This window comes from Pseudomonas granadensis, assembly GCF_900105485.1.
GTDB classification, from domain to species: Bacteria; Pseudomonadota; Gammaproteobacteria; order Pseudomonadales; family Pseudomonadaceae; genus Aquipseudomonas; species Aquipseudomonas granadensis.
The window spans coordinates 1,013,073-1,029,507 of record NZ_LT629778.1 but is presented as its reverse complement, the minus strand read 5'-3'; the positions used below and the strand labels follow the sequence as shown (position 1 = coordinate 1,029,507).

Sequence of the window (16,435 nt, the reverse complement as noted above, 5' to 3'; positions counted from 1 at the left end):
CGCAGATTTTGAAAAGCATGAAGATCAGCTCCCTTCCCCCTCGCCCCCTCTGGGGGAGAGGGTTGGGGTGAGGGGGAGAGATCTTGCTGGCGACAGAAGCATCCAGCCAGACACCGCAACAAATACAAAAAGCCCCGCTCTTTTTATGAGATGCGGGGCTTTTTTGCGGCTATCGTTTAGCGGGGGACGGACTCCCTTGAAACGTACAAGAGGCTCACGCACATGCGTCACCATTCGGTCATCCACACGCCGAAACTCAGCGATTATCAGGAACTGACCCGGGTCTGGGAGGCCTCGGTCCGTGCGACCCATGATTTTCTGCCGGACAGCTACATCGAGCTTTTGCGCAACCTGGTGCTCACCCGCTATCTCGATGCGGTCATGCTGATCTGCACAAAAGACCCTCAGCAGCGCATCACCGGGTTTGCCGGTGTGGCGGCGGGCAAGATCGAGATGCTGTTCATCGACCCCGATTATCGCGGCCAAGGGCTGGGCAAGAAACTGCTGAATTACGCCATGCAGCACCTGAACGCCGATGAACTCGACGTGAACGAACAGAATCCGCAGGCCCTGCGGTTCTATGAGAAACAGGGTTTCGAGGTGATCGGCCGCTCGGAGGTCGATGGCATGGGCCAGCCGTATCCGCTGCTGCACATGCGTTTGCGACAGAATCAACAGCGCTCCAGTAACGGCTGACTCACCCTGAAACCACTGTGGGAGCCAGCCTGCTGGCGATGCAGGCGCTGCGGTCAGTCAGATACACCGCGCTGATGCCATCGCCAGCAGGCTGGCTCCCACAGGATTTGCCAACAGCCTGCAAATGGAACCGGGCTTAACCGGCGCCACACAGGTACAATGCTCACCCCTTTTTTGTTACGGCCCTGTCATGACTGACCCGATTCGCCTCTCCAAACGCCTCATCGAACTGGTCGGTTGCTCCCGCCGGGAGGCCGAGCTGTTCATCGAGGGCGGCTGGGTCACCGTGGACGGCGAAGTCATCGATGAGCCGCAATTCAAGGTCGGCGACCAGAAGGTCGAGCTCGACAAGGACGCCAAGGCCACCGCGCCGGAGCCCGTGACCATTCTGCTCAACGCGCCGGCGGGCATGGACGTCGACACCGCCATGCAATCGCTCAGCGCCGAGACCCTCAGCGAAGAGCATCGCTACAGCAAACGTCCGCTTCGCGGGCACTTCCTGCGCCTGACCGCCAGCGCCGATCTGCAGCCCAAGGCCAGCGGCCTGCTGGTGTTCACCCAGGACTGGAAAATCCTGCGCAAGCTCACCGCCGACGCGGCGAAGATCGAGCAGGAATACGTGGTCGAAGTCGAAGGTGAGATGGTCGCCCATGGCCTCAATCGTTTGCAGCACGGCCTGACCTACAAGGGCAAGGAACTGCCGCCGGTCAAGGCCAGCTGGCAGAACGAAAATCGCCTGCGCTTCGCCATGAAAAACCCGCAACCGGGGATCATCGCGCAGTTCTGCGAAGCGGTCGGCCTGAAGGTCGTCGGCATCCGTCGCATCCGCATCGGCGGCGTGTCGATCGGCAAGGTCCCGGTCGGCCAATGGCGCTACCTGTCCGGCAAAGAGAAGTTCTGACGCTTCCCCCACCGCCACACATTTCGGTAGCGCCCGTGAGCGCTGCCCACAACGCATCAGGAATACCGACATGGTTCACAACGACGTACTGCGCAGCGTGCGCTACATGCTCGACATCAGCGACAAGAAAGTCGTCGAGATCATCAAACTCGGCGGCCTGGACGTGACCCTCGCCGACGTAGTGACCTGGCTCGACAAGAAAGAAGAAGACGAAGAAGGTTTCGTGCGCTGCCCGGACGAAGTCATCGCGCACTTCCTCGACGGCCTGGTGATCTTCAAGCGCGGGAAGGACGAAAGCCGTCCGCCGCAACCAATCGAAGTGCCGGTGACCAACAACATCATCCTGAAAAAGCTGCGCGTGGCCTTCGAGCTGAAAGAAGACGACATGCATGCGATCCTCAAGGCCGCCGAATTTCCGGTATCCAAGCCTGAGCTGAGCGCGCTGTTCCGCAAGGTCGGCCACACCAACTACCGCCCGTGTGGCGACCAGTTGCTGCGCAATTTCCTCAAAGGGCTCACGCTGCGCGTGAGAGCCTAAAAGCTGCTGCAAGCTGCAAGCCTCAAGCTAGAAGCTAGAAGCGGCACGGCGGAGTAGTGTTTTTAACTTGCCGCTTGCCGCTTGCAACTCGAAGCTGGCCGCATGGCCCCCCATTCCCCCCGAAAATAGTGGCTCCGCTTTGCGCGGCTGACGACTAGGGTGTACTCAACCCCAATCTTCAGGATTTGCCATGCATCCCTACTTTTCCTTGCAAGGCCGCACCGCTCTGGTAACCGGCGGCACCCGTGGTATCGGCAAGATGATCGCCAAAGCCTTTGTCGAGGCTGGCGCCCGTGTCTACGTCTGCTCGCGCGACGCCGAAGCCTGCCATCAAACCGCTGAAGAACTCGGCGCCTTGGGCAAATGCCATGGCGTGGCGGCGAATCTGGCGACCGAGGAAGGTGTGCAGGAACTGGCTGCGCGCCTGGCCGAGCAGATCACCCATCTGGACATTCTGGTGAACAACGCCGGCACGACCTGGGGCGCGCCGCTGGAGAGTTACCCGGTCAAGGGCTGGGAGAAGGTCATGCAACTCAACGTGACGTCGGTGTTCAGTTGCATCCAGCAGTTCCTGCCTTTGCTGCGCAAGGCCGGCTCGGCGGCGAATCCGGCGCGAATCATCAACATCGGCTCGGTGGCGGGGATTTCTTCGTTTGGCGAGCAGGCGTATGCCTACGGGCCGAGTAAAGCGGCGCTGCACCAGTTATCGCGAATTCTGGCGCGGGAACTGGTCAGCCAGCACATCAACGTCAACGTGATCGCACCGGGGCGGTTTCCGAGCAAGATGACCCAGCATATCGGCAATGATGAGCAGGCGCTGGCCGAGGACACCGCCCTGATTCCGATGAAGCGCTGGGGACGAGAGGAAGAGATGGCGGCGTTGGCGATCAGCCTGGCGAGTACGGCGGGGGCTTATATGACCGGGAACATTATTCCGCTGGACGGAGGGTTCAGCCTCTGACATCGGCGATGAAGCTATCGCGAGCAGGCTCACTCCTACAGGTCATGGGTGTACACAAAAATTTGCGTTCACTGAAAATCCCTGTAGGAGTGAGCCTGCTCGCGATAGCGGAAGCCCAGCCGCCACCAGACTTGAAGCGAGCCGGGTTATCATGCCCACCCCGCCCCGCTTCGATTGCAAACCATGACTTACAGCGTCTCCCCCATCGGCTTCGTGCGCTCCTGCTTCAAGGAGAAATTCGCCATCCCCCGCCAGCCACAGCTGGCCCCCGCCGCCCGTGGCGTGCTGGAGCTGGTCGCGCCGTTCGATCAGGGTGACGCGGTGCAGGGGCTGGAACACGTCAGCCACGTCTGGCTGCTGTTCCTGTTTCACCAAGCGCTGGAAGACAAACCGCGGCTGAAAGTCCGTCCGCCACGGCTGGGCGGCAACAAGTCGATGGGCGTGTTCGCCACCCGCGCCACACACCGGCCAAACGGCATTGGCCAATCGGTGGTGAAACTCGACAGGGTCGAAGCCAATCGGCTGTTCATTTCCGGCATCGATCTGCTCGACGGCACACCGGTGCTCGACATCAAACCGTATGTGCCTTACGCCGATATCATTCCGGGCGCCGCCAACAGCATCGCCAGCGCCGCGCCGCCGTTGATCGAAGTGCGGTGGACGGATTCAGCGCTGCAACAGGCGCATACCCATGCGCAGCGCCTCGGCGAGCCGTTGGTTGAGCTGATCGAGCAATGCCTGGCGCAGGATCCGCGCCCGGCCTATCAGACCCCGGCGCCGGACCGTGAGTACGGTGCGCAGTTTTGGGATCTGGATGTGCGCTGGCATTATCCGACGCCTGAGCGGATTTGCGTGCTGGAAGTGATCCCGGCGTCAGCTTAAACCCCAGAAACGAAAAAGCCCGCGCTGCCTTCTCAGGCAACGCGGGCTTTTTGCTTTTCTGTAGGCCTTCGCCTGCTCGCGATTGCGGTGGACCAGTCACGTCAGATGTCGACTGACAGGGCCCTATCGCGAGCAGGCTCACTCCTACAGGGATGTATTTACTTCTCGACGAACGCGCGTTCGATCAGGTAATCACCCGGCTCGCGCATCCGCGCCGAGATCTTCAGGCCGAAGCTGTCGAGCACTTCGCTGGTCTCATCGAGCATGCTCGGGCTGCCGCAGATCATTGCGCGGTCGTCCTGCGGGTTGATCGGTGGCAGGCCGATGTCGCTGAACAGCTTGCCGCTGCGCATCAAGTCAGTCAGACGGCCCTGATTCTCGAACGGCTCGCGGGTCACGGTCGGGTAGTAGATCAGCTTGTCACGCAGCGCTTCGCCGAAGAACTCGTTCTGCGGCAGGTGCTCGGTAATGAATTCGCGGTAGGCGACTTCGTTGACGTAACGCACGCCGTGAACCAGGATCACTTTTTCAAAGCGCTCGTAGGTTTCCGGGTCCTGGATCACGCTCATGAACGGCGCCAGGCCGGTGCCGGTGCTGAGCAGGTACAAGTGCTTGCCCGGGTTCAGGTCATCAAGAACCAGGGTGCCGGTAGGCTTCTTCGAGATGATGATCTCGTCGCCTTCCTTCAGATGCTGCAACTGAGAGGTCAGCGGGCCGTCCTGCACCTTGATGCTGAAGAATTCCAGATGCTCTTCCCAGTTCGGGCTGGCGATCGAGTAAGCGCGCATAAGCGGGCGGCCGTTGGGCTGCTGCAGGCCGATCATCACGAACTGACCGTTCTCGAAGCGCAGACCCGGATCGCGGGTGCACTTGAAGCTGAACAGAGTGTCGTTCCAGTGATGAACACTGAGGACACGCTCGTGGTTCATGTTGCTCATGTACGTTTGACTCCTGGAGATTGGGTCTGCGCAGGCCCACCAAGGCCATAGCGCGCAATTGCATCGCATTCTAATAGCGACGACAATATCTGTTAACTGGATTATTAAGATAAGGGTTATCGGTTATATCGATATGCGATTTACTCTCCGTCAACTGCAAGTCTTCGTCGCCGTCGCCCAGCAGGAAAGCGTATCCCGTGCTGCGGGTCTGCTCAACCTCTCGCAGTCGGCGGCCAGCACGTCGATCACCGAACTGGAGCGCCAGTCCAGCTGCCAGCTGTTCGATCGCGCCGGCAAACGCCTGAGCCTCAACGCCCTGGGCAAACAGCTATTGCCGCAAGCGGTGGCTTTGCTCGATCAGGCCAAGGAAATCGAGGATCTGCTCAACGGTAAATCCGGTTTCGGCTCTTTATCAGTGGGGGCGACGCTGACCATTGGCAACTATCTGGCCACCCTGCTGATCGGCAGCTTCATGCAACGCCACCCGGAAAGTCAGGTGAAGCTGCACGTGCAAAACACTGCCAATATCGTGCAACAAGTCGCGCATTATGAAATTGATCTGGGTCTGATCGAAGGCGATTGCAGTCACGCGGACATCGAAGTGCAGAGCTGGGTCGAGGATGAGCTGGTGGTCTTCTGCGCGCCGCAGCATCCGCTGGCGCAACGTGGCAGCGCGAGCATGGAAGAGCTGACCCACGAGGCGTGGATTCTGCGTGAACAGGGCTCCGGCACACGACTGACCTTCGATCAGGCCATGCGTCACCATCGCAGTGCGCTGAATATCCGTCTCGAGCTGGAGCACACCGAAGCGATCAAGCGCGCGGTGGAATCGGGATTGGGGATTGGCTGCATTTCACGTCTGGCGCTGCGTGACGCGTTTCGTCGTGGCAGCCTGGTGCCGGTGGAAACGCCGGACCTGGATCTGGCCCGGCAGTTTTACTTCATCTGGCACAAGCAGAAATACCAGACCTCGGCCATGCGCGAGTTTCTCGAACTGTGCCGCGCGTTTACCGCCGGGGTGCAGCGCAGCGACGAGATCGTTTTGCCGACCATCGCTTAAAGCAGAATCACCGCCCACACCAACGCGATCATGCTCAATGCCACGAACTGCGCAGCACTGCCCATGTCCTTGGCGTTCTTCGACAGCGGGTGCAGTTCCAGCGAGATGCGGTCAATGGCCGCTTCCACCGCCGAGTTCAACAGTTCCACGATCAGTGCCAGCAGGCATACGGCGATCAATACGGCTTGTTCGACACGGCTGACATTGAGAAAGAAGGTCAACGGGACCAGCACGACATTGAGCAACACCAATTGGCGAAACGCCGCTTCGCCGGTAAACGCCGCGCGCAGGCCGTCGAGCGAATAACCGGAGGCGTTGAGAATACGTTTCAGGCCGGTCTGGCCCTTGAAAGGTGACATATGGAAGAGACCAACCAAAAAGGAGTGGGGAAGCTAGATCAACGAAAGTCAAAAAAGCGTGAAACCGCCAGCGATCACTGGCTCGGAATTGACTCAAGTTGTTGCAGCAGTAACGCCGCTTGCGTGCGCGTGCGCACATTCAGTTTGCGAAAGATCGCCGTGACGTGGGCCTTGATGGTCGCCTCCGACACACTCAGCTCATAGGCAATCTGCTTGTTCAGCAGGCCTTCGCAGACCATGGTCAATACGCGAAACTGCTGCGGTGTCAGGCTGGCGAGGCCATCGCTGGCGGCTTTGGCTTCGTCGGACACGCTCACCGCTTCGAACGCTTGCGGCGGCCAGAACACATCGCCGTCGAGGACTTTGCGCACGGCTTGCTGAATCACGCTCAGATCGCTGGACTTGGGGATAAAGCCGCTGGCGCCGAACTCGCGGGATTTGACCATCACCGAAGCTTCTTCCTGGGCTGAGACCATCACTACCGGAATCTGGGGGTATTGCCCGCGCAGCAAGACCAATCCGGAAAAACCGTAGGCGCCGGGCATGTTCAGGTCCAGCAGGACCAGATCCCAGTCGGCTTTTTCGGTGAGGCGGGTTTCCAGCTCGGCGATGCTTGCGACTTCCACCAGCCGCACGTCCGGGCCGAGGCCCAGCGTCACCGCTTGATGCAGGGCGCTGCGAAACAGCGGGTGATCATCGGCAATCAGGATGTCGTATGTGGCCATTTTTCAAATGATCCTGTTTTTGATGGCCGGCCGGGGCATTCCGGCCAGACCAAAGCAACTCGAGATGCCGCTCGCAAGCGATATCCACAGGGGCACGTTCAACGCCAATCAACAGCAAACACGGCGTTTCAAAACTTGGCCGCACCCAGAACGGCGCCAAGCATGCCCAGCGAAGACAGGGTGGTCAAGCAGCACGGCCGCTGGCTCGTACAGTATGGGCCACTATTGCGCCAACTCCGCCTGCGGCTTTGGTATATAGCGTTGCAACTCGGCATGAGCCGGCGTTGACTCGTTCTTGTCCAGTTGCTGTTTTGCGCCGAGGTAATGCTGGCTGAACACGTCGAAATACGCGTCCAGCGCCGAAGCGGCATCCGCATCACCGGCCAGTTCCAGGCACAGCGCTGCCACTTCTGCGGTGCACAGATGCTCGCTGCGGGTCGAGCGGCGCAAGCGGTAGCGCGAGAGTTTGTCGGGCAACAGGCTCAAGATCGGCAGCTGATCGAAATACGGACTCTTGCGGAAAATCTTTCGCGCTTCGGTCCAGGTCGCATCCAGCAGAATGAACAGCGGGCGCTTGCGGCTATCGGCGGCGACGGTGTTGGTCACTCGCGACGGCTCGACATACTCGCCCGGGAACACCAGATACGGCTGCCATTGCGGATCGTTGAGCAATGCCAGCAACTGCGGGTCTGGCTCGGTGCGCGACCAGATGAACGCATGGTTGTCGCGCACCACATCGGCAATCAGCCAACCGGTGTTGCTGGGTTTGAACACCTCTTTACCGGTCATGATCAGGCACACGCCCGAACGGGTTTCGACAGTCGGCCGCCAGGCGCACAGGCAATGGCTGATGATCACCCGGCAGTCGCGGCAGCGCTCGGAGCGAAAGCCCCGGGCCTGAATCGGCTTGATGCCTTCATCTTCACGCTGATCGCGCAAGCGGGCTACGGCGTTGGGGGCATGGTTCATCGCAGGCAACGTCGGCAGGCAGGGAAACTCGACACGAACAACACTCGGCAGGGCAATAAAGGCCGGCAGTTTACCAGAGCAAGAGGCACAAGCCTGTACCCTCCCGACCGGCTCCCCTATAATTCGCCGCCACTGAACGCACAGTCACGTGACGGGTCGAACCACCAGTCACTGAACCAGGAGAGTTTCATGCTGCGCCTTATCGTTCCCACCGCTGCCATTCTGCTGGCGTCGTCCTTCACCGCTCAGGCGGCGTCCCTGAGTGAGCAGAATCTGAACAGAGAGCTGCGCAATGTCGCCGCCCAGAGCAGCGTCGGCACGCCTCGGGCAATCAATGAAGACATTCTCGATCAGGGCTACACCGTTGAAGGCACTCAGTTGATCAATCACCTGAGCGTGCAAAAGAGCCACGCCGACAAAATGCGCGCTGATCCTAAAGCCGTGTACTTTCAGTTGGGCGCTTCGGTGTGCAACAACCCGTCGTACCGCAAGCTGATGGCCAAGGGCGCGATCATGCGTTACGACTTCACTGAAGTGAAAACCAACAAGGCGATCGGCTCGGCGAGCTATCAGGAATCCGACTGCCCGAAAGCCGCTCCGGCGAAGAAGAAGTAATCACCGCGAATTGGCGCGCCGCTGTTCATCCTCGGCGCGCAATTCGGCCAGCAAGGCCTGCAGATATTGAGAACGGCACTCGCCGCCCGCCAGACCACGGCAACACTCCTCTTCGAGACTGATCTGACTGGTCTCGGCCGCTGCCAGTAACATTCGATACAGCTGCGTATCGATTTCCAGTACTACTCTGGCCATCTGTCCCGCCTCCTTGTCACCTGCAAATCCTTCAATAGCCTGTCACTTGCGTACTGATCGCCGCGAAGTTGTCGCATAACGCCTGTAAATCAGTTAATCAGAGGGCTGATTGCTCGGTAAGCGCTCGGATGAGCGGTAGCGCTTCGCGCTGAGCCATTCTCGGCTGCTTACAAAAGAAGTCACAGCGTAATGCCGCGCGAAGGTCTAGATTCAGAGTATTCCCGATCATCTGTTGACGGCAGCCAAGGAACTGCCCAGAGGTGCGTTTTTGCAGCGCGGCACTGACGCCGCTCGTCAGGGCCACCCGCTCTGTGCACAAAGGAGACATTGAATGCCTTACCAACCGAATGACCTCTTGAGTCGTCATTTTCAGGAAAGCGGCCCCGATCTCATCAGCAAGGTCGAAGAACAACTCAACCGTGTTTCCCCCAACAGCCCGAACATTCCGATCTACCGCGACATGATCCTCACCGTGCTGCGCATGGCCCAGGACGACCACAACCGCTGGAACGCCAAGATCACTCTGCAGGCTCTGCGCGAACTGGAACAGGCTTTCCGCGTGCTCGAACAATTCAAGGGGCGGCGCAAGGTCACGGTATTCGGCTCGGCCCGCACGCCGCTTGAACATCCTTTGTACGCAATGGCGCGTGAGCTCGGCGCCGCACTGGCGCGCTCCGACATGATGGTGATCACCGGCGCCGGTGGCGGCATCATGGCCGCGGCCCACGAAGGGGCCGGTCGTGACCACAGCCTCGGTTTCAACATTACCTTGCCCTTCGAACAACACGCCAACCCGACCGTGGACGGCACCGGCAATCTGCTGCCGTTCCACTTCTTCTTCACTCGCAAACTGTTCTTCGTCAAGGAAGCTGACGCGCTGGTTTTATGTCCGGGCGGTTTTGGCACACTGGATGAAGCACTGGAAGTGCTGACGCTGATCCAGACAGGCAAGAGCCCCTTGGTCCCAGTGGTATTGCTCGATACACCGGGCGGCACATTCTGGCAGGGCGCAATGGATTTCATTTGCCAGCAACTGGAGGCCAACCGATACATCCTGCCAACCGACATGAAGTTGATGCGGTTGGTCTTCAGCGTTGACGAGGCGGTGGAGCAGATCAATCAGTTCTACAGCAACTTCCACTCCAGCCGCTGGCTCAAGCGCCAGTTTGTGATCCGCATGAATCACCAGCTCAGCGATCAGGCACTGGAACACATGCAGGACGCCTTTGCCGACCTGTGCCTGAGCGACCGGTTTCATCAACACGCCTATGCCGGCGAGGAACATGATGACGCTCAATTCAGCCATTTGGCACGGCTGGCGTTCGCCTTCAACGCTCGCACCCATGGCCGTCTGAGGGAATTGATTGACTATATAAACCTGCCGGAAAACTGGGCTCATTCTCAACCACAAACCGCTCAGCGCAGCCGGGAGCCCTCAAAGGCAATTTGAAGGCAAAAAAAAACGGCCCGCTATTTTCATAGCGGGCCGTTTTTTATTGAATCGTTCTAATCGTCCATCCCTCGACCGCTGAACAAGCGGTTGATCATCTCCATCGAAAATCCCCGATAGGCCAGGAACCGGCCTTGTTTGGCCCGTTCTTTCGCATCAATCGGTAAATGTCCGGAGAACTTGCGCCGCCAGGTTTCCTGAAGTTGCTCCTGCCAGTTGATACCGCTGTCGCGCAGGGCCAGTTCGATATCGGCACGCTGCAGACCGCGCTGGCTAAGCTCCTCACGAATCCGCAAAGGGCCATAGCCGGAACGGGCACGATAGGAAACAAAGCTTTCGAGGTAACGGGCTTCGGAAAGCAGACCCTCTTCCGTCAATCGGTCGAGGGCTGTTTCGATCATTTCCGCTTCAGCGCCGCGCTGGCGCAACTTGCGCGTCAGCTCGACTCGACCATGCTCGCGCCGTGCGAGCAGGTCCATCGCGGTTCGTCGCACTGCGACGAGTGTATCGAGTACGACGGTGGTCATCGCTGCTATCAGATATCAGCGTCAGCCAGATCGTCTTCGGTTTCCTTGACAGCGGAAGCCTTGGAGTCGGCAATCACTGCTGGCGACAGCAGCTTGTCACGCAGTTGCTTCTCGAGCTTCGCGGCGATTTCCGGGTTGTCCGCCAGGAACTTGGCCGAGTTGGCCTTGCCCTGACCGATCTTGGTGCCTTCGTAGGCATACCAGGCGCCGGATTTTTCAACGAACCCGTGCAGTACGCCCAGGTCGATCATCTCGCCGTTGAGGTAGATGCCCTTGCCGTAGAGAATCTGGAATTCAGCCTGACGGAACGGCGAAGCGACTTTGTTCTTCACAACCTTGACGCGGGTTTCGCTGCCGACCACTTCATCGCCTTCTTTCACCGCGCCAGTACGGCGGATGTCGAGACGAACCGAGGCGTAGAATTTCAGAGCGTTACCACCGGTGGTGGTTTCCGGGCTACCGAACATCACGCCGATCTTCATGCGGATCTGGTTGATGAAGATCACCAGGCAGTTGGCGTTCTTGATGTTACCGGTGATCTTACGCAGCGCCTGGGACATCAGACGGGCTTGCAGGCCCACGTGCATGTCACCCATTTCGCCTTCGATTTCAGCCTTCGGCACCAGCGCAGCCACGGAGTCGACGATGATCACGTCAACGGCGTTGGAGCGCACCAGCATGTCGGTGATTTCCAGTGCCTGTTCGCCGGTGTCCGGCTGGGAAACCAGCAGGTCATCAACGTTGACGCCCAGCTTGCCGGCGTACTCTGGATCGAGGGCGTGTTCGGCATCGACGAATGCGCAGGTCGCACCGGCTTTTTGCGCCTGGGCGATCACCGACAGCGTCAGCGTGGTTTTACCGGAAGATTCAGGGCCGTAGATTTCAACGATACGACCTTTTGGCAGGCCGCCGATGCCGAGTGCAATGTCCAGACCCAGAGAGCCAGTGGAGATGGCCGGGATCGCCTGACGGTCCTGATCGCCCATACGCATTACGGCACCCTTGCCGAATTGACGTTCGATCTGACCCAGGGCCGCAGCCAAGGCTTTCTTCTTGTTGTCGTCCATTAAAGTCCTCACGTAATCAATAAGGCCTGACGGCCAACACCTGTATAAGTAGCCAGTATTATTCCACAGCGTTCGAAGATCGCCTACCCCTGATTTTCGATTTCTCGTGCCGCTAGTCGCAACAGCCCCTCTAGCGCGGCCTTCACCGTTTGTCGGCGGACCTCGTCGCGGTTGCCGGGGAAGTGCTGAACCTCGCTGAAAATCGCATCGCCCACTCCCCATGCCAGCCACACCGTGCCGACCGGTTTGTTCGGCGAGCCGCCGTCCGGCCCGGCCACACCGCTGACCGCCACGGCAAAACGCGCCAGGCTTTTGTCCTGTGCACCACGCGCCATCGCATCGACCACCTCGCGACTGACCGCGCCCACCGTCTCGAACAGCTCGGCCGGCACATTCAGCTGCTGGGTCTTCTGCCGGTTGGAGTAGGTCACGTAACCGGCCTCGAACCACGCCGAACTCCCTGGAACCCGGGTAATTGCTTCGGCGATACCGCCACCGGTACAGGACTCGGCAGTAGTCACATGAGCATTGAGCACTTGCAGACGACGGCCAAGTTCGGCGGCCAGTTGGGTGATCTCTTTCACGGCGCACTCCGGATCGTGTGGAATGCGTACCACCGTACACGAGCCGGTTGCATCTTCACTACACAGAATCATTCAAAATGTGCAGGCGCCAGCGCTCTGACATAGGCCTGACAGGCCTGCAAGGCAATCAATCCGCGGTCGCCGGTGTCGGTGATGGCGACAATTCGTTGAGCATGCGCCGGGTCAAGTCGGGCGCGTACGGCTGCATGATCCACGCGGCCGGCGCCGGCGGTGGCTGGCACGTTGCAGCCTGGGGCAACGTCGCTGGCGTCGAGAAGGACTGACAGGCGCACATCGGCAGTAGCAAGACGATCGCGCAGGCGATCCTGATCACGTTGGGCATCGCTCAGCGCTCGAAAATGGGTTTGTTCACTGCTCGCGAGCCGCTGCTCCAGTGCCAGGCGTTTATCTTGTTCGGCCTGGTGCGCGGTGGCGGCGGCGAGATTCTGTTGATTGACGGCTTCAGCGTTCAACCGTGACTGCTCCGCCAGTTGCCGCCCGTAACGCCAGTCCTGAAACTGCCAGGCCGCCGCAAAAGCACCGGCGGCCAGCCATACAATGCCAATCACTCGCCAGGGGATTGGCATAGCACCGCCCTCGCCCGCGCCCAGATTTCCAGTCGATCCTGCAAACCGTTCAACCCGCCGTTTATGCGTCGGGTGATGATGTTGAACTGATCACGATCGGCCAGCTCATTCAGGCCCTTCTGTTCCCAAAACCATGCCGCAGACTCGGCCGCCCACTGTGGCTGCTCAAGCAGTTCGGGCAGGGACAACAGGCGTTCATCGCCGAACAACCCAAGGCTGCACTGGCGATAGTTGCTGCGGCCGGTGATCTGGATCAGGCCGCGGCCGCGATACATCTGCCCGTCACCGTCAGCCTCCGGCGTGTTGCCCAGACGCAATGCCAACGTACCCGTGTCGTATTTGCTCAGGTACTGGTTGTTGCCCAGTTCGCGCACGTAACGCAACTGTCCCGACTCGTGGCCGATCTGCGCAAGAAACGCGGCAATGCGCTTGGGCGAGTCGATGCGACGACGCGCCATGGCGTTGTTCAGTGCAGAAACAAAAACGCCCGCTTGGGAGCGGGCGTCGGGCATGATGTCGATAAGGTTGTTTTCGGTTATTTGCATAATGCTTGATCCTCCCTGGATTGCCCCGATTGAATCATGGCTGGCGGTTGCTGCGTGCCAACCATTTATTTGCCAGAGTTTTCAGGGTTCCGGTCGCGCCAGTTTCTGCGGGTACTCCATCCACCGGCAGCACCTGCCCCCCCGATAGCTGCCATTGTTGAAATTCCAGCCAGTCGCGATTGCCGGGTTCCTCGGGGATAAATGCACAGTCAGCCAGGCGCAGCACGCCGCAGGCGCTGAGTTGATAAGCCATGAATGTCGCTCCTAGATTTCAGCGTCCGCTGTCCATTCAAGTTGCAAGGTCTGCCCCGGTGCGCTGCCGACCGGCGTGACAGTGGCAAAAGAAACACTACGATCGGTTACGCCCTGAAGAAGTGTACCGGTGCAAGCCTTGCTGATTGTTTGATTCCATACCTGATTACTGCTGTCTGCCGGGCAATAGGCGGTAACCGTCGGCTGAACTCTTTTCTGCACCAGAAAGCCGATCGTCATCCCGTATTGGCCGGTGTTTCCTGCCGGGACCTGGGTGAAGGTCGAGATACAGGTATTGGTGCCATTGTTGGCTTTGATCGGCAGCCCGGACGCGAAAGACTTTTCGTAGTAGCGCTGACACAACGCCAGCTCTTGCGCGATGGACCGATGTTCAAAGGGAGTGGATACCGGACCCTCCTCCAATTGAACCTGTGCCAGGTCCACCGTTTGCAGAACGTTGAGAGGCAAGTCGAACGCCAATATCAGGCAGTCGCCGCTGCCTTGCATCTTCCCGGCAATGGCAGGAACCTGGAACGTTGCGGTGTAGCGAGTCCATGCCGTGCTCAATTGAAACGCATCGACCAGCTTGCCAACGGGGGCCGATCCGCCCGCGCCGAATTGTTGCGCAATGGTTACTTGTAATGATCGCGCGGCATCGGATCGGGCCCAAAACGTCAACGTCGCGGTTTTACCCGCGAGCGTTCTGACCGACTCGATATTCTGGGAGATTTTGTGAACGGTCGCGCCCGCGCCCGCAGCGGTTTGCTGCCAGCGCAGGAAGCAGGCCGGCTCATCGGAGACCTCGCCTTGCCCGAGAGCAAAGTTCTGACGAGTGATGCTCACGCCCGCATTACCGTTCCAGTCGCAGCGAAATCGGTCCGCCACATAGCCGCCGGTATTGGGCCCCTGGTTGGTTGTGCCACGCTGCCAGATCCGGAAATCACCGTTGATCAACAAATTCCTGCGATAGACCTGCACCGGGAATTGTTGCAACGGGTCAGGTCTGGAAAGCTGTCGAATGGCGTGGGCCAATTGATCGGTCTGTTCTTCGTCAGGCGTCAGGCCAGCGGCTGTAATTGCATTGAGAATTTCCTGGGTAACACTGTTGCCCCAGCTTGCCGGAATCAGCGACCCCGGCTTTCCTGCTATCGGGTCTTCGTCGACAAACCTGCCGTTTTCCAGACCTGAGCCCGGAATGCTTTTCGGATAATCCATATCACGTCCCTGATGATTTAAAGCGCGGCAGCCAGCCAGCGCGGTGCCACCGGCCGATGCTCACTGAACGGGAAGAATGAGCCTTGCGGCCACTCGCGCAACGCTCGTCGATACGTTTGCAGTTCGGCGTATTGCTCGGTGGTCAATGTCGTGCCGCCGCCGTCCTCCAGTTCGTCGCGGTCGCGTGCGACCAGGCCGTCGGTGGCGGCGAGTTGCGCTGCACGCCACAAGCGCTCGATGTCAGCAGCTTCATCCGGTGAAGGCGGCGGTGGATCGACCAGAACCGGATAGCCGGTATCGGCACGCACACCAATCACTTTCGGGATGACCGCCATCTGCTGCAGCAACGAGATCCAGTACCCCTGAGGAATTTCGATAACGTCGTCGGGAATGTCCGACGAATTGATACCCGGTACATAGGCGCCCCGGGTACTGGCGCTGAACAAAATATTGAACGGATTCATTCAGTAGCCCTTTGCAAGGTAAAAAACACCCCAGTTCGCACTGACGTCACCGGTGTAGCTTCGCACCTTCAGCCGGCAGCCCTGTTTCGTCGCAGAGTTGGAGTACATGGTAACCATCGCGCCATCGCCCCCCGAGTGGATGGCCACGATCGATGAAAACGCGTTGGGAAAAGAGATAGGAAAGCTGACAATAACGTCGCCTTTGGCATCCGTGGTGCCAACACCCCACTGGTCGATGTTACCGCTGGGATAGCGTTGATAACCGACGTTGCCTACGACACCGGAATGCGCTGTGGCGTACCTGTCGCTGACCGATCCCCCATACAATCGCCACTGATTGCTCAGCTTGATCAGATAAGCGGAATCACCAAGATCCAGCTTCAGCGGTCCGAATGTGCCATTACAGGTTTCGATCTGTTCATTGGCTGCCGGACTGATCGTCAAAATACCGGTGCCCGCATTGATCACGTGAAGGGTACTGGCGTGAGCAATTCCGTTGGTTGAAGGCAACGTCGCTGTGATCGGCGAGTTATTCGCGAAGCTGGCGACTCCACCGATATTGGCAGCACTCAGAACGGTGCTCACTCCATAGGACACGAAACCGGAAAACTGCAAACCTGTTCGGGTTACGAATTCAGTCGTAGCAACCGATTTGCCACTGTCAAATTGCGGCGCAGTCACAAATAACTTGGTACTGCGTAAAGCCCCTAACAGCTGATCATTGGCGGACTCTGTAGGCGTAAGACCGGCAGCCTGGATGACCTTCAGCAATTCCTGCGTGACGCCGTTCCCCCAACTCGCCGGAATCAACGATCCCGGTTTACCCGCTACCGGATCCTCATCGACAAACTTGCCGTCCATCAGGCCCGCACTGGGCACACTTTTTGGATAATCCATTACTCATC

The 16,435-nt window shown here is 59.1% G+C and carries 22 protein-coding genes; 8 read left to right on the top strand and 14 right to left on the bottom strand.

Features of this window, described 5'->3' with window-relative positions; genetic code table 11:
* The first annotated feature begins 222 nt into the window (after positions 1–222).
* The 5 genes from BLU52_RS04475 to tsaA all read left to right on the top strand — a co-directional run bounded on the left by BLU52_RS04475 (position 223) and on the right by tsaA (position 3,978).
* Positions 223–696, top strand: coding sequence for a GNAT family N-acetyltransferase (locus tag BLU52_RS04475; RefSeq protein ID WP_090282077.1), 474 nt, complete (start codon positions 223–225; stop codon positions 694–696).
* 190 nt (positions 697–886) lie between these two features.
* Positions 887–1,597: an rRNA pseudouridine synthase gene (locus tag BLU52_RS04470; protein ID WP_090282076.1), complete on the top strand. Its 711-nt coding sequence runs from the start codon at positions 887–889 to the stop codon at positions 1,595–1,597.
* Positions 1,598–1,667: 70 nt separating this feature from the next.
* The gene (locus tag BLU52_RS04465) at positions 1,668–2,135 is read left to right on the top strand and encodes a YehS family protein (RefSeq protein ID WP_090282075.1); all 468 of its coding nucleotides are present in this window, start codon (positions 1,668–1,670) and stop codon (positions 2,133–2,135) included.
* Between the two features lie 190 nt (positions 2,136–2,325).
* Positions 2,326–3,096 (top strand): SDR family oxidoreductase, encoded by a 771-nt coding sequence (locus tag BLU52_RS04460; RefSeq protein ID WP_090282074.1) that lies wholly within the window; start codon positions 2,326–2,328, stop codon positions 3,094–3,096.
* 183 nt (positions 3,097–3,279) lie between these two features.
* A complete protein-coding gene (tsaA, locus tag BLU52_RS04455; protein ID WP_090282073.1) occupies positions 3,280–3,978 on the top strand; it encodes a tRNA (N6-threonylcarbamoyladenosine(37)-N6)-methyltransferase TrmO in 699 nt (232 codons plus the stop codon).
* A 158-nt stretch (positions 3,979–4,136) separates the two neighbouring features.
* Here the strand turns inward: tsaA and fpr are convergent, their stop codons facing one another.
* Positions 4,137–4,916 carry a ferredoxin-NADP reductase gene (fpr, locus tag BLU52_RS04450; protein WP_007908723.1) on the bottom strand — a complete coding sequence of 260 codons (780 nt, stop codon included), beginning with the start codon at positions 4,914–4,916 and terminating at the stop codon, positions 4,137–4,139.
* A gap of 133 nt (positions 4,917–5,049) precedes the next feature.
* Here fpr and BLU52_RS04445 point away from each other — a divergent pair, with 133 nt between their 5' ends.
* Entirely contained in the window at positions 5,050–5,976 is a 927-nt protein-coding gene (locus BLU52_RS04445; RefSeq protein ID WP_090282072.1) for a LysR family transcriptional regulator, read from the top strand.
* Here BLU52_RS04445 and BLU52_RS04440 read toward each other — a convergent pair.
* The 3 genes from BLU52_RS04440 to BLU52_RS04430 form a co-directional block, all read right to left on the bottom strand.
* Positions 5,973–6,335, bottom strand: coding sequence for a diacylglycerol kinase (locus tag BLU52_RS04440; protein WP_090282071.1), 363 nt, complete (start codon positions 6,333–6,335; stop codon positions 5,973–5,975). The genes BLU52_RS04445 and BLU52_RS04440 overlap by 4 nt on opposite strands.
* 74 nt (positions 6,336–6,409) lie before the next feature.
* The gene (gene erdR / locus BLU52_RS04435; protein ID WP_090282070.1) at positions 6,410–7,060 is read right to left on the bottom strand and encodes a response regulator transcription factor ErdR; all 651 of its coding nucleotides are present in this window, start codon (positions 7,058–7,060) and stop codon (positions 6,410–6,412) included.
* 222 nt (positions 7,061–7,282) lie between these two features.
* Positions 7,283–8,029, bottom strand: coding sequence for a tRNA-uridine aminocarboxypropyltransferase (locus tag BLU52_RS04430; RefSeq protein ID WP_090282069.1), 747 nt, complete (start codon positions 8,027–8,029; stop codon positions 7,283–7,285).
* A gap of 189 nt (positions 8,030–8,218) precedes the next feature.
* On the opposite strand from BLU52_RS04430, the gene BLU52_RS04425 reads away from it, so the two are divergent.
* A complete protein-coding gene (locus tag BLU52_RS04425; protein ID WP_007908738.1) occupies positions 8,219–8,644 on the top strand; it encodes a PA3611 family quorum-sensing-regulated virulence factor in 426 nt (141 codons plus the stop codon).
* Here the strand turns inward: BLU52_RS04425 and BLU52_RS04420 are convergent, their stop codons facing one another.
* On the bottom strand, positions 8,645–8,839 hold the full coding sequence (locus BLU52_RS04420; protein WP_090282068.1) for a hypothetical protein: 195 nt from the start codon (positions 8,837–8,839) through the stop codon (positions 8,645–8,647). It abuts the gene before it with no gap.
* 331 nt (positions 8,840–9,170) lie between these two features.
* Between BLU52_RS04420 and BLU52_RS04415 the strand changes: the two genes are divergently transcribed.
* Positions 9,171–10,289, top strand: coding sequence for an LOG family protein (locus BLU52_RS04415; protein ID WP_090282067.1), 1,119 nt, complete (start codon positions 9,171–9,173; stop codon positions 10,287–10,289).
* Positions 10,290–10,345: 56 nt separating this feature from the next.
* Here the strand turns inward: BLU52_RS04415 and recX are convergent, their stop codons facing one another.
* The 9 genes from recX to BLU52_RS04370 all read right to left on the bottom strand — a co-directional run bounded on the left by recX (position 10,346) and on the right by BLU52_RS04370 (position 16,427).
* Positions 10,346–10,816 carry a recombination regulator RecX gene (recX, locus tag BLU52_RS04410; protein WP_090282066.1) on the bottom strand — a complete coding sequence of 157 codons (471 nt, stop codon included), beginning with the start codon at positions 10,814–10,816 and terminating at the stop codon, positions 10,346–10,348.
* An 8-nt stretch (positions 10,817–10,824) separates the two neighbouring features.
* Positions 10,825–11,883 carry a recombinase RecA gene (gene recA, locus BLU52_RS04405; protein ID WP_090282065.1) on the bottom strand — a complete coding sequence of 353 codons (1,059 nt, stop codon included), beginning with the start codon at positions 11,881–11,883 and terminating at the stop codon, positions 10,825–10,827.
* A gap of 83 nt (positions 11,884–11,966) precedes the next feature.
* Entirely contained in the window at positions 11,967–12,467 is a 501-nt protein-coding gene (locus BLU52_RS04400; RefSeq protein WP_090282064.1) for a CinA family protein, read from the bottom strand.
* Positions 12,468–12,535: 68 nt separating this feature from the next.
* Positions 12,536–13,054 carry a lysis system i-spanin subunit Rz gene (locus BLU52_RS04395; RefSeq protein ID WP_090282063.1) on the bottom strand — a complete coding sequence of 173 codons (519 nt, stop codon included), beginning with the start codon at positions 13,052–13,054 and terminating at the stop codon, positions 12,536–12,538.
* Entirely contained in the window at positions 13,033–13,599 is a 567-nt protein-coding gene (locus BLU52_RS04390) for a glycoside hydrolase family 19 protein (RefSeq protein WP_090282062.1), read from the bottom strand. Before BLU52_RS04390 ends, BLU52_RS04395 begins: the two co-directional genes overlap by 22 nt.
* Positions 13,600–13,633: 34 nt before the next feature.
* Positions 13,634–13,852, bottom strand: coding sequence for a hypothetical protein (locus BLU52_RS04385; protein WP_090282061.1), 219 nt, complete (start codon positions 13,850–13,852; stop codon positions 13,634–13,636).
* Positions 13,853–13,863: 11 nt separating this feature from the next.
* A complete protein-coding gene (locus BLU52_RS04380; protein WP_090282060.1) occupies positions 13,864–15,066 on the bottom strand; it encodes a carbohydrate-binding protein CenC in 1,203 nt (400 codons plus the stop codon).
* 17 nt (positions 15,067–15,083) lie between these two features.
* Positions 15,084–15,530 (bottom strand): tail fiber assembly protein, encoded by a 447-nt coding sequence (locus BLU52_RS04375; RefSeq protein ID WP_090282059.1) that lies wholly within the window; start codon positions 15,528–15,530, stop codon positions 15,084–15,086.
* The gene (locus tag BLU52_RS04370) at positions 15,531–16,427 is read right to left on the bottom strand and encodes a gp53-like domain-containing protein (protein ID WP_090282058.1); all 897 of its coding nucleotides are present in this window, start codon (positions 16,425–16,427) and stop codon (positions 15,531–15,533) included.
* Between the last annotated feature and the right edge of the window lie 8 nt (positions 16,428–16,435).